Origin of the sequence: Candidatus Kapaibacterium sp., from assembly GCA_023957315.1 — a bacterium.
Classification (GTDB): Bacteria; Bacteroidota; Ignavibacteria; order Kapaibacteriales; family UBA2268; genus PGYU01.
In genome coordinates this window covers 60143-73887 of the sequence record JAMLHE010000009.1, presented here as the reverse complement: position 1 = coordinate 73887, position 13745 = coordinate 60143, and the positions used below count along the sequence as shown (strand labels likewise).

Annotated in this window: 11 protein-coding genes; 8 read left to right on the top strand and 3 right to left on the bottom strand. The window is 38.6% G+C overall.

Annotated elements, in window-relative coordinates:
• Position 1: 1 nt before the first annotated feature.
• The 5 genes from M9949_10550 (at position 2) to M9949_10530 (ending at position 7761) form a co-directional block, all read left to right on the top strand.
• On the top strand, positions 2-1645 hold the full coding sequence (locus tag M9949_10550) for a hypothetical protein (protein MCO5251845.1): 1644 nt from the start codon (positions 2-4) through the stop codon (positions 1643-1645).
• A gap of 112 nt (positions 1646-1757) precedes the next feature.
• The gene (locus M9949_10545) at positions 1758-2042 is read left to right on the top strand and encodes a cell division protein ZapA (GenBank protein MCO5251844.1); all 285 of its coding nucleotides are present in this window, start codon (positions 1758-1760) and stop codon (positions 2040-2042) included.
• Between the two features lie 375 nt (positions 2043-2417).
• Positions 2418-3977 (top strand): ribonuclease Y, encoded by a 1560-nt coding sequence (gene rny, locus M9949_10540; protein MCO5251843.1) that lies wholly within the window; start codon positions 2418-2420, stop codon positions 3975-3977.
• A gap of 194 nt (positions 3978-4171) precedes the next feature.
• On the top strand, positions 4172-6202 hold the full coding sequence (locus M9949_10535; GenBank protein MCO5251842.1) for an agmatine deiminase family protein: 2031 nt from the start codon (positions 4172-4174) through the stop codon (positions 6200-6202).
• Between the two features lie 290 nt (positions 6203-6492).
• Positions 6493-7761: a carboxypeptidase regulatory-like domain-containing protein gene (locus M9949_10530; protein MCO5251841.1), complete on the top strand. Its 1269-nt coding sequence runs from the start codon at positions 6493-6495 to the stop codon at positions 7759-7761.
• A 98-nt stretch (positions 7762-7859) separates the two neighbouring features.
• On the opposite strand, the gene M9949_10525 is transcribed toward M9949_10530, so the two are convergent.
• Positions 7860-8786 carry a DnaJ domain-containing protein gene (locus tag M9949_10525; protein ID MCO5251840.1) on the bottom strand — a complete coding sequence of 309 codons (927 nt, stop codon included), beginning with the start codon at positions 8784-8786 and terminating at the stop codon, positions 7860-7862.
• 118 nt (positions 8787-8904) lie between these two features.
• Between M9949_10525 and M9949_10520 the strand changes: the two genes are divergently transcribed.
• Genes M9949_10520 through M9949_10510 form a run of 3 tightly spaced genes read left to right on the top strand, consistent with a single transcriptional unit; the run spans position 8905 to position 11877 of the window.
• Positions 8905-10233: a hypothetical protein gene (locus M9949_10520; protein ID MCO5251839.1), complete on the top strand. Its 1329-nt coding sequence runs from the start codon at positions 8905-8907 to the stop codon at positions 10231-10233.
• Positions 10223-10972: a 3-deoxy-manno-octulosonate cytidylyltransferase gene (gene kdsB, locus M9949_10515; protein MCO5251838.1), complete on the top strand. Its 750-nt coding sequence runs from the start codon at positions 10223-10225 to the stop codon at positions 10970-10972. Before M9949_10520 ends, kdsB begins: the two co-directional genes overlap by 11 nt.
• Positions 10969-11877 carry an alpha-1,2-fucosyltransferase gene (locus M9949_10510; GenBank protein MCO5251837.1) on the top strand — a complete coding sequence of 303 codons (909 nt, stop codon included), beginning with the start codon at positions 10969-10971 and terminating at the stop codon, positions 11875-11877. Before kdsB ends, M9949_10510 begins: the two co-directional genes overlap by 4 nt.
• On the opposite strand, the gene M9949_10505 is transcribed toward M9949_10510, so the two are convergent.
• Both M9949_10505 and M9949_10500 read right to left on the bottom strand, forming a co-directional pair.
• The gene (locus tag M9949_10505) at positions 11878-12315 is read right to left on the bottom strand and encodes a hypothetical protein (GenBank protein ID MCO5251836.1); all 438 of its coding nucleotides are present in this window, start codon (positions 12313-12315) and stop codon (positions 11878-11880) included.
• Positions 12312-13745, bottom strand: a complete 1434-nt coding sequence (locus M9949_10500) for an aldehyde dehydrogenase family protein (GenBank protein ID MCO5251835.1) — start codon at positions 13743-13745, stop codon at positions 12312-12314. Before M9949_10500 ends, M9949_10505 begins: the two co-directional genes overlap by 4 nt.

Here is a 13745-nt window from a genome sequence, read left to right as displayed (position 1 = left end):
TATGAGCACAGATAACAATCGTATTGACAGTAAGCAAGCATCTCCGGCAGACCCCGAATTGAATAATTTGGTAGTAAAACTTTGGGAATTGGTAAGAAATGCCGGCGAAGGTATAACAGACTTGCGTGCAAAGTATGCCGAATTAGAGTCAAAATACCGAAATGCAGAGCGGAGTCTGACTGACCGCAATAATTATCACGAAAAATCGGAGCAAAAGCTAAATTCGCTTGAGAAAAAAGTCGAGGAATTGAATTCTCAGCTATTTGCAAAAGATAACCACATCCAAATGCTTTCAGAAAGTTCTAAAGAAATCACTGAACTGAAAGCTAAATTAGCAGAAATGGAAAGCAATTTGAGCCAAGTGACTCAAAAAAATACTTTGCTAAAGGAAAAAGCTGCATTTCTGCCAAAATTAACTGATGAACTCGAAGCTGAAAGATTGGCAAATAGGAAAAATGAGCTTACTTTGATTGAAATGAACAAAAAAATCAAAGAATTGACTTCACTCAATGCAAGTTTCAGCATAGTTCAGAAAGAGCTCGCACACAAAAATTTTGTGATTAAAGAAAAATCGGAAAAAATCGAGCAACTCAAAGAACAATTGGAAATAAACAAGAGCAAGGTAATAAATCTCAAAAATATCGAATCCGAACGAAACGATTTGTCCGAGAAATTTGCCAAACTCGAAGAAGAGTACCGATTGTTGAGAAATAGACAGAGCGAAGATTTGCAGATGCTCACGGTCGAAATCGAAGACAAGAACAATAATATCAGAGAACTTGGCTCAAAATTGCAAGAAGCAGAGAATCTGATAGACCAGTTGCGGAATTCGGGCAATAATAAGGATGTGTTGCTGAAAAAATTGGGCGATAATTCTTCAGCATACGAATCAAAATTGTCCTCATTGCAGTCAATTATCGAAACTAATATCGCCGATATAAATAAACTGAAAAGTAAAAATGCCGAATTGGCAAGAATGTTGAACGTTCTGAAAGAGCAGCAACAATTGAATTTGATGAAAGACAGGCATAATTCCGAACTCGTGCAGAAAATCGAAGAAACCGAAGCAGCGATGGTCTTGCTCCAAAAAGAACGTGACAGACTTAAAAAGCTGAACCAAGGCATGAGCGATGATTTGGAACGAACTCGCACATCGCTGAATGAAAAATTAGACTTGATTGACGAATTGACTAAAGAAGCAGAAACCCTTCGCGGGCAACTTCAATCACAAGCAGATTTCGATGAAATTGAAAAGTCAATCGCCGAAAGCGAAGCAAAAATTGAAGATAACGGCGCCAAAATTGAAGAATATGAAGCGAAAATCGAAGAATTGAAATCGGTAATCAGCAAAATGAGTGAGCAAATCATTCATTCCAATACAATTGAAAAACGATTTGACGAATTGAACGAAAAACTGAACAAAGCAACTAACGAGCTAACAGTCAAAGACATCAGCTTGACTCAATCTCGCGAGCAAGTTGATGAACTGGAAAAATTACTCAAGAAGCGATACGAACAGATTACGATATTAGAATCGGAATTGAACGAAATTTACGACAAGGCAAACAGCAACAAGGCTAAGTTTGCGGGATTGACAAACAAAATAGACAATTACATAATGCAAATTGATGAATTCTTAAAATGAAATTAATGAATAGTTAATAATTTTTCTTTTATCAAAATTGCATTATTTTTACGAAAGTGTAATAGTATCAAATTATAATTTTGAATTTTGTATAATAATTGACAACGAAAAAATGGCTGAGAAAAGTTTTAAAGTTACAATAGGCGGTGTAGAATACAAGCTAACGGGCGATAACGAAGATTTGTTACGCCGAGCTGCATCCGAAGTAGATACACATTTCAGCCAAATCCGCGAGCAATACAGCGTGTCGGTATCGGTAAATACATTATCGGTACTATCGGCATTGAATATAGCGGAAAACAAAATCAAATCGGATGAGAAACGGAAATCTGATAATGAATATCTGAAAACTGAATTGAACCGCATGTGCGATACATTAGAACAAGTATTAAAATAAATGTGCTCTAAGAACATTTATAAAGTATAGACGGTTTACCGTACGTTATTTGAAATACAAAGGCTGGATTTTTGCTGCATTATACTATCGTTGTCAACAGTATGTTAGAACTATAGCTTTACTTAGAGGGATTAGTCTCAGATTATTAATAACAGGCCTCAATATGCTTCGGCATAAGCCCCGTGTGGGCTCGGTGGAAGTTAGAGATAGTCGGGCTATTTTACCCAAAAATGACATGAGAGGTTCTCTTCTTCTCAAGACCCGTTGTCTGTATCGAAAGATACTAATTCGGAAGATAGTATTTTGCAGCTTTTTTTTTATAGTTAAATTTTAATAGTTTACAAGAATAGTTTTTTAGGGAGGAGTGTTTAACAAATGGATATAACAGTTATTATCATTAGTAGTATTGCAGGCTTTGTGGTTGCATATCTCATAGGGAATTTCTTTAGTGCAAAAATGACAAAGGCGAAAATCGCCGAAGCTGAATCAAGTGCGAAGAATATTGTGAGAGATGCAGAAAATGAAGCTAAGTCAATTTTGAAAGAAAAGGCATTGGAAGCGAAGGAAGAATGGCATAGGCGCAAGCAAGAGTTCGAAAACGAAGCTCATCAAAAGAGACTTAAACTTCAGGAAATCGAAAGGGCTGTCAAAAAACGCGAAGAAGGGATTGACCAAAAATTGGATACGATCTTAAAAAAGGAAAAGCAAACTCAGTCATTCGACGAAGAACTGAAAAAACGCGAAGAGCGAATTAAGGATAAATTCAAGGAAGTGGACTTGCTTGTTGAAGAACAAGCCAAAAAGTTGGAGCAAGTTGCAGGTTTGTCGCGAGACGAAGCCAAACGCCAACTTATGGACAGCATAATTAACGATGCTAAATCGCAATCTGCAGTTCAGGTTAAGCAGATTCGCGAAGAAACCAAATTGAAAGCTACTCGCGAATCGCAAAATATCATAGTTCAAGCGATTCAGAGAACGGCTTCTGACCATAGCGCAGAAAATACCGTATCGGTAGTGACGCTTGACAGCGATGAAATGAAAGGGCGGATAATTGGTCGCGAAGGGAGAAATATTCGTGCCTTCGAAGCAGCTACGGGCATTGACTTGATAATCGATGATACACCGGAAGCAGTCGTGATTTCAGGATTCGACCCGTTCCGTCGTCATGTGGCAAAAGTGTCTCTCGAAAAATTGATGCTCGACGGACGGATTCACCCGACCAGAATTGAAGAAGTAGTCGAAAAAACTCGTAAAGAGCTCGAATCCGAACTTGGAAACATCGGCGAATCAACAATTATGGAATTAGGCATTCAGACAATGCACCCTGAATTGCTAAAATTAATCGGCAAAATGAAATACCGTACAAGTTACGGGCAAAATTTGCTCAATCACTCAATCGAAGTATCGCACCTATGTGCAATAATGGCGGCTGAGTTGGGATTGGACGTGCAATTGGCAAAACGCGCCGGATTGTTGCATGATATGGGTAAATGTATCGAACAAGACCCAAGTCCTCACGCACTTATCGGGTTCGACCTTGCCAAAAAGTACAAGGAAAAGCATCTTGTATGTAACGCAATCGGAGCCCACCACGAAGATATCGAAATGGAATCGCCGATTGCAGTATTAGTTCAAGCAGCAGACAGTATAAGTGGAGCTCGTCCGGGTGCTCGCCGCGAGTCACTTGAAAATTACGTCAAGAGATTGCAAAAACTTGAAGAAATCGCCATGAGTTTCATAGGTGTATCTAAAACTTTTGCTATCCAAGCCGGTAGAGAAATCCGCGTAATCGTCGAGCCGGATAGAGTAGATGATGCTTTGGCAGACCAAACAGCTTTTGAAATTGCTCAAAAAATCGAAAGTGAAATGGAATTCCCCGGGCAAATCAAAGTTACTGTCGTTCGCGAACGTCGTAGCGTAGCAATGGCAAAGTAAATATTCTCAGAATTTAGATTTTTTTAAAGCTGCTTCAACTATGGAGCAGCTTTTTTGTTACTTTTTGCACATAATTTCACATTACATGTTCTAAATTTAAAAAATTTCACAACAAATAGATATTTTCACAAAATCAGGCGTACTAATATTTAATTCGCTCCGTCACTATATTTTTTTAACAATTTGAGAAATTTATGCGACGATATTTTACTCCTTTATTGGCGGCATTAGTCTTGCTTTCTGCTGTCACACTCTTTGGCGAAACTAATCCAAACGAGGCTAAACAAAAAGCTATCCAAAAACTGAAATCATTAAAACCGGACGAATTCCTAAAACTCCACAAACCAAAACGCCCAAGCGAAGAAAATTTATTAATATACAAGGAAGCCGCCAAGTTAATTGCTCCAAAAGGGGATAACCGTCTCCAATCTAAAGAAGAATTTAAAATGGATTCTCTGCCGCCCTCATTCCGCGTTCCGGGCGAGTTTGAAGAATCGCAAGCTGTCTTGGTTTCTTGGCCCTCTTATGCTTATGATGCCAAAGGAAACTTTGTTGAACCGTTTACTCCCGGAGTAGGCGTAAAGTTTAAAGAAACCGGTGGCTTTGAATTAGTAGAAATCGTAGGCTATGAGCTTGATTTATTTGAAGATAGTCCCTTTCCAATTTTATGGGCTGAATTAATTGATGCAATCCAATATGAATGTACAGCTTGGATACGCGTTGCAAATTTGGAGGATACAGTTAAGTTGCATGAATACATGAATTCAATCGGTAAACCATTGTATAATTATGAATTTCTAAGCGACCCCGATGGTGAAAATGCCTTTTGGACACGTGATTTCGGTCCTTATGGTGCTTACGATAATTCAAATGACAGTTTGTTTTTTATCAATGCCCAATATTACCCAATAAGACCTATAGACAATGATTATCCGGAGCTATTGGCATCAAATAAGGGTTATAAATTTTTTAGTTCGCAACTTGAAACCGAAGGCGGAAATATCATAGCTGACGGCAAAGGAACAGCATTTTTTGGCGACGTTATATATTGGAATAATGCCGATAGCGTTGGACCGGGTTTGGTAATTAAAGAGCGATGGAGTACTGACAGAACGCGTGAGGAAATGACGAAAGTTTTCAATTTAAAGAACAGACATATTTTGAATTCGCTGAATTGCGACGGCGGAACAGGGCATTTGGACATATATTTGAAGCTAATTGACGATGAAACATTTATTATCACCAAATTCCCCGATAAATATAATTCAGTCAATTTTCCGGATTATGCTTTGATAAACAATAACAGGAAAGCAATCAGTGAACTGAAATCAGTGCATAATACGCCGTATAAATTTCTGGAATTGCCATTACCGACAGATGACAACGGAACTCAAAACAGAGTTAGATGCGAAACATTCCAACAAGATGCACGCGGATTTATCAATGGATTAATAGTAAATAAGTCATTTATTTTTCCTTCATATTCTGACGATATTGATGGCAATTCACAGCAAACGCAAGAAGTTGTAGAGCTTCTGAAATCATATTTGCCCGGATACAGAATTGTACCTATTGATAGCAGAGTGTTATCGCCACTTGGTGGAGCACTTCATTGCATAACGATGCAAATTCCCGCCGATAAACCGGTTTATATCAAGCACAAAGCAATTCGTGGAACAGTTTCGACAAAAGCACCTTACGAAATTGCGGCAGTAGTTGAGCATAGCGACAGTCTTGTGAAAGTAAATTGTCATTGGCGAATCAAAGACCAGCCGGTTTGGTTTATAGCATCAATGCAAGCATTGGATTCCCTTTATGTCGGTTTTATCGCAAATGGAGTTCAGGACGGGCTTGAAATTGAATATTATTTGCAAGCCGAAACTGTGAACGGTAAAATTGTAAACTATCCGATAACTGCTCCAGATGGATATTTTGGTTTCAAATATATGGACCCTGCAAGCGTAGCCGATTTTACAGGTGTTGAAATTGCAATTTCGCCCAATCCGGCAAGCGAATATATTGAAATTAATAACAACCCTACGGTAAACCGTAGTGTTGATGAAGTTTCTGAAATTAAAATCTACAATAAACTTGGGGAATGTGTAAGTAACCACCCTCCGACAGGCTCAGGGAGCGGGAATTTAAGAATAGATATTTCTCATCTTTCCGCCGGAGTATATTATTTGAGAATCGGAAATCGCACGGAAATGTTTGTGAAGATATAGTTTAAAGATGTGCCACATCTGGCAGGTGTGGCACATTTGAAACGTCAGGACAAAACGCTGTTCTGGTGAGACGAATTTATTTATTTTGTAAATATGAGATTTTTTTTAAATCGTTTGAGATTTTTTCATCATTCATGTGTCTTAATAAATATAGAATATTGGTAGAAAAAAAGTTTATTTTTGAAGACTTGAGTTTGAAGATTATCGAATTCGGATTGCCGGAAATAAGCAATTGACGAGAATGTTTTAATGGATGAAATTATTTGTATCATTTTATAAATGGGTGTTCAATGAAAAAGATTTTTGTATTCTTAAACCTTATTTGCTTTTTATTTCTATCATGCTCCGAAGATCCTGCCTCTCCAACAGATGGAATGATAGTCGGTTATGTAATTGACCAGAGCTCCAAGGTACCACTCAAAGATATATTTGTTTATTCTGAACCACCGACCGAAACTGTTGTTACTGATGAAAACGGCTATTTTTATCTCGGTAATGTAACACCGGGAGATTATAGAATTATAGCAACAAACCCGGATTACTATATGGCAAATGTATCAATTAGCGCCAAAGCCGGAAAAGAGTCACGTGCATATATTCATATTACATCAAAAGTGGACGGGAACACTCCTCCTGATAGTCCAATTATCACATATCCTAATAATGAAGCCATTGTTAACAGCACGAGTATAACAATAGAATGGGAGTGTGAGGATGTGGATGGTGATAAACTCAGCTATGACGTCTATTTAGATTTTGTAAATCCACCTTTAAAAAAAGTTGCCTCTCGTATTAACGCAAAAAGCTTTATTACTCCGCAATTATTGGATTCATCGAAGTATTATATCAAAATCGTGGCTTATGACACATATGAAGCGATGTCTGAAAGTTCTGTATCGAATTTTACGACTCGATACGACCCCAAAGCACCAGCAGGAGATATCCTTTTGCATTTGCCACTAAATGCTACTCATTCTGATTCAGGTCCATTTGAGCTTCCAACCAATGCCACAAACTTGTCATACACAAACGATCGCAAAGGTAACCCTATGAGTGCAGCATTATTCAACGGAACGAACTCAAAAATTACTATCTCCAGCCCAAAAGTAAATATCGGACTGAATTACACAATTATGTTTTGGTGTTATCTCGAAAGTTCAATGGGAAAAATCAATAATACCGACAATGTTATATTGGGTATATGGGGTGCGGCATCGCCAGGAAATGCAAGTTATTCGTTTTATATGTACAATGAAAATACTTTCATTTTCAGAGTTTGTAGTGGCACAGATTATAGTTCAGATGTTAGAGCTATAATACCGAGTAAACCCGCTTGGTATCACGTCGCCATGACCTCGATAGACGGAAAATTGACGATATACTTAAATGGAGAACCGAAAAGTCAAATTCCATATGCTGTAGCTCAGCAATCAGTATTACCATTAATAATCGGCAGCAGCTATGACGGCTCTTCCTACTTCAAAGGTGCTCTAGACGATATCTATATCATTTCGAAGGGTTTGAGTCAAAGCGAGATTGTTAAAATAATGGAAAATTAAGCGAAAAGATGTCGCAATGCGAACTTTGCGGTTAATTGTTTTAATCCTGTTCATCACGAAATCCTGATAATCCTGTTCAAGATGGACAAGGCTTCCCCCTATCCTTTCCTCAGTTGCTCGAAGAGTTCTTTTTGTTTGCTTGTGAGATTTTCAGGCAATTTGACTTGCAATTTGACGAATAAGTCGCCCTTTGTGGCTGGGTTGTCGTATTTGGGCATTCCGAGACCTTTGAGCTTGAGTGTTTTTCCGGATTGTGATTCTTTGGGTATCGTGATTTTGACTTTGCCGCCGAGTGTTTCAATTTGGGATTGACCGCCTAAAATCATTGTATAAAGGTCAACGACTGCTTCGATGTACAAATCATCGCCTTTTCGTTCATATTTTGCGTGGGGCTTTACTTTCACTTTTATGAGCAAATCTCCCGGGGCGCCACCGTGAGAAGCGATATTTCCTTTGCCGGGGATTTTCAGAATTTGTTCATCTTTTGTGCCGGGTTTGAATTTAACTTCCATTTTCTCGCTCGAGGTGCCTATTAATTTCGTTGTGCCGGCGTAAGCTTCTTCGAGCGTGATTTCAATCTCCAACTCTGCATCTTTCCCTTTTTGGGCTGTTGGTGCTTGTGTTTGGGCTTGTGTGAATGGATTCCGTCTGCCGAATCCACCGAAAACCCTATCAAAAAAGTCGGAAATCCCGCTTCCGGTATCGAAATGGTCTCCTGCGGAATGCCCTGTTCGCCGAGATTGTTGTTTTGCCATCCATTCCGTCCAATCGAAGTCATCACCTGTGCCTCCGGTTTCGCGATGACGATTCCAAGTGCTGCCAAGGTTGTCGTATTTTCTTCTTTTTTCAGGGTCGCTCAGTACGGCGTATGCTTCGCTGATGTCTTTAAATTTCTTGTCGGTATCGGAACCCTTGTTTGCATCGGGATGATGCTTTTTAGCCAGCTCGCGGTAAACTTTTTTAATTTCGGCAGCTGATGCCTTTTTGTCCACACCAAGTATCTTATAATAATCTTTGAAATCCATTGCTTTTTTCTCATATTTTTCAAGTAACAATTTAATTACGTATTTTTGTACTATTTATTACTATTATTGGTTTTGGTTGATATTTTTTTGCAAATTTGAGGGAATTCGAAGCATAAAAATGTTTTTTTACAGATTTATATATAATATCATAATTCATGTCGGGAACTTGTTTCTGGCTTTCAGAGGGCATTCAGACCCCAAAATTGCCGAACGCAAAAATAATGTCGGCAAGTTGTTGGCTCAAATGCCTGTGAAAGCAAATGGTGAAAAGCGAATTTGGTTTCATGCTTCGTCTATGGGCGAATTTGAGCAGGCAAAGCCAATTATCGAAAAAATCAAAGCACAAACACCGAATATTAAGATTTTCTGCTCATTTTTCTCGCCGTCGGGATTTTTGAACCAGCGACATTACGAATTTGCCGATTATGTTTTTTATATGCCTATTGATACCAAATCCGAGGCAAAATCTTCTATCGCCAAGATTCAGCCGGACTTGGTAGTTTTTGTTCGATATGATGTTTGGTTGAATCATTTGGTAGTTCTGAAAAAGCTGAATATCCCTACTTTTTTAATTTGCGCATCGTACCCAAGCAATGTGAAATTAGCATCGAGCGCATTGCTCAAACCATTTACGAGATATATTTACTCGTATTTCGATAAAATTTATGCCGTTAGCAAGTTGCATGGGGATTTGTTCAGAGGGATTGGTGTCAAAACGGATATCATTGATTCGAGCGATACAAGGCTCGATAGAATCAGCTCCCAAGTGGCAAAAGCACGGGTCAATCCGATTATTCCGATTGAATTTACAAAAGATACGATGACACTTGTGGCTGGGAGCACTTGGGAAAAGGACGAGAATATGCTAATCGAAGCTATCGAAAATGTGAATAAGTCTCTTTTCCGAATTCGGATGATTCTTGTTCCTCATGAACCAACTATTGAAAACATCGAGCGGCTCCAAAAAAGTTTAAGAAATCATGTTTTATTGAGTTCCTTGAATTTTGAAGATATTGAAGAATTCGAAAAATTGGGTAATAATCACATAATTGTTGATAGTATCGGCAAGCTTTTATTTTTATATGCAAATGCGGATTTTGCATACGTTGGGAATGGTTTTGGAAAATGTGTGCATAGCACTTCGGAGCCAGCCGGATATGGATTGCCGATTGCCACTGGACCGAACATTTCGGGCTCGCCTGATGCAACTGAATTGCATAGAATCGGTGCTTTGGAAGTGATTGAAAATGTTGACGAATTGTATAATTGGCTTAATATGATGTTGGAAAATCTCGAACGAAGAAGCACTCAAGGTGATTCTGCGCTAAAATATGTTAATCAGGGCAAGGGCGAAGCTGATTTAATTTCAAAAGATATTCTTGGCTTAATCGCCAATAAAAAGTACGATTCAGGTTTGGATAAAAAGGTTTTGGAAAATGAAAAATAAAGTTGTTGCACTAATTCCTGCGAGATATGACTCTAAGCGGTTTCCGGGTAAATTGACTGCGTTGCTCGGCGAAAAGAGCGTCATAGTTTGCACTTACGAAAATGTGCTAAATATGGGGATTTTCGATGACGTTATCGTCGTCACCAATAGCCATATTATCCGCGATGAAATTGATAAAGTGGGTGGCAAAGTGATTTTCAACGATAGCATTCATCCGTCCGGAACTGATAGAATAGCCGAAGTTGCCAAAGATTTGGACTACGATATAATTATCAATGTGCAAGGAGACGAGCCATTTATCGGGAAGAAATCTCTCGAAGACCTGATTAAGGCTTTCGATTCCGATGATGTTAGCGTTGCGACTTTAGCTCAAAAGCTTGAAAGTGAGGAAGCAATTTCAAATCCGAACAATGTGAAAGTGATTTTAGATTCAGAAAATATGTCGCTATATTTTTCGCGTTTGCCTATTCCGTTTGCGCGGGACAAAGGTACAGAAGTAGAGCATCTGAAGCACATTGGAGTTTATGCCTTTCGCAAGGAATCTTTGCTCAAATTCGTTGCGCTCCCGATTGGGAAATTGGAGCAAATCGAAATGATAGAGTGTTTGCGATTTATCGAAAACGGAATAAAATTGAAAGTAATTTTGACAGAAACAATTGGTATTGAGATTGATACCGAATCAGATTTGCAAAAAGCAAAAGAATATTTAAAAACAAGTAATGACAAAGTGGGAAAATGATAATAGTTAAAATGATGGGTGGGCTTGGCAATCAGATGTTCCAATGGGCTTTGGGCAGAGCGCTTGCCATCAAAAACAGCTCAGAATTCAAAATTGACGTATATTTTTTGATAGAAAGGCAACCTCGCAAAAATTTTACTATCAGGACATACGATTTAGATGTTTTCAATTTGAATGCTGAATTTGCCACAAAACCAGAGTTATCAAATTATCCATTGCCAATGTTTGGGAAATTTGGTATTTTTCTCGTTCATTTGAAGCAAATGTGGCGCCGAAACATCAACACAAACGGCTATAATTATTTGATTCAGACAAGATTCGACTATGACCAGCAAATTGATAATGCTCCCGTAAACAGCTATTTGGAAGGCTACTTCCAGACCGAACGTTATTTCAAGCCATACGAGGACATTATCCGAAAGGATTTTGAATTTCGGGACCAACTGAGCGGAAAAGCTTTCGAAATGGGACAATTGATAAAAGAAAAACAATCTGTGGCGGTTCATATTCGGCGTGGTGATTACGTTTCAAACGCGAAGGCAAACAGAACTCATGGTGTATTGGGAAAAGAATACTACGACAAAGCTATGGAGACGATTGCTTCTAAAGTCGAATCACCGCACTATTTTATCTTTTCTGACGATAACGAATGGTGCAGGGAAAACTTTGTCTTTGGGGAAAATATGACTATAATCGAAGATGAAATCAAGGGAAACAAATTCCAATTTTCACTCAATTTAATGTCTCAATGCAAACACGCTATCATAGCCAATAGTTCCTTCAGTTGGTGGGGTGCATGGCTCTCTGCCAACCCGGATAAAATCGTAATCGGTCCCGAAAACTGGTTTCGTAATCCCGACTTGAATACTAAAGATATAATGCCCAAAAGTTGGCTCAAAATCTAATTATAAGGGATACTTCGAATACATATAGAGTATCACTTTATTGAAAATCCTATTCAATTTTGTAATGGAATTATTGATTTCGTCCGAGTATGATTCTCGGTTTTCATCGAGAAATTTGTCTAAATATACTTTTTGGACTAATTTGAACAAATTGCTCATAAATCTGCCACTTTTTCCGTATTTACTATCGTAAATGCTATCTACAGACGAATGCTTTTTAAAAACAAAGTATGCTGCTTCATCATAATCGGCTTTTTTTTCGCCGTAATATGACTTCAATATTTTGTAAACAGCTTCTTCGTGCAATACATCTGAAGAAATCAAATAGTAGTATTCATCAGCAATTTCGATAAGCAATTTGTCAATTTTTTTGCCGAAAGTTTTTATTCTAAGTATGAATAGTTTTAAGTATAAATTGTAAAATAAGCCTCTAATCATAATGGTTTACGTTTGATAATAATCAACTTTTCTTCTACAAGGTCGTTAATCGAATATTTGATGCCACCAACTTTGAATCCCGATTCTTTCGCACCGCCAAAGGGCATCCAATCAACTCTGAAAGCAGTTGAATCATTGATAATTACAGCTTTGGAATCAATTAAAATTGCATAATTCATCGCCATATCAATATCTTGCGTGTAAATTGCATTCTGGAACGAAAATGGAGTTTGGTTGCATTGAGCTATGATTTCGGAAATATCATCGAAAGTATTAATATTAATTACAGGACCAAAAACTTCCGAGCTCATGATTTTCATATCGTAATTTGTATTTTCTATTATAGTCGGTTCGATGCAATTTTTGCCTATTCTGTTGGAACCTAATAAAACTTTTGCACCCATGGACTTGGCTGCCTCTATCCAATCCAAAACTCTTGTCAATTCAGCTTCGGTAATAATCGGTCCGACGTCAGTCAAATCATGATTTGGGTCGCCGGTGATAAGATTTGATGTAGCTTTGATTAATAATTCCTTAACATTTTCATATATTTCACGGTGAATGAATACATTTTGGGTCGAAACACAAACTTGTCCCGCATGATAAAAGCCACCTTTGATAATGCCCGGAATTGCACGAGTTAAATCCGCAGATTTGTCAATTACAGCAACGGCAGTTCCACCATGCTCAAGAGCATATCCTACACCCGGAGCAACAAGCTTGGGGATTGCCCATCCAATTTCTGCACTCCCGATGAATGTCACAAATCGAATTCGCGGGTCGCTGATAACTTTCTCGATTTTGCTGCCTGCGACGGGCAACACATTTATGATTCCGTCCGGAAGTCCTGCTTTGGTGAAATAATCGCAAATCGTAAGGCATGATAATGGCGTTGTTGATGCAGGCTTGACGATAAGGGTATTCCCCGCTGCGAATGCGGTCGCAACCTGATGACAAATCAGATTAACGGGATGATTGAAGGCGCTAATCGCAAGTACGGGACCAAGTGCTTGTTTAATCGTAAAAGCGATATGGTCTTCGGAGCCTTTGGCTCTATCCATAGTAAGTTGATCGCCATTCAAATTTAGCGCTTCGTCGGCTGACATTTTGACAGTATTTGCGGCTCTCGAAACTTCGATTCGAGCGTCTTTTACGGGCTTTCCGCCTTCCGCAGCTATTAAATGTGCTAACTCTTCGTGATTGCTCTGAATTAATTGTGCTACGTTGTACAAAATTTCCGCTCTTTGATAAGCAGGCATTTGTTTCATGACATTATCAAAATTGAACTTTGCATTAGCAACAGCTTTTTCGATAGCATTATCATCAGGCACTTCTATTCGCCCGACGATACGACCGTCATACGGGCTTATAACATCTCTAAAGTTATTGCTGGGCTCGGCGCCGGAAATCTTCATTTTAAATTCGAACAT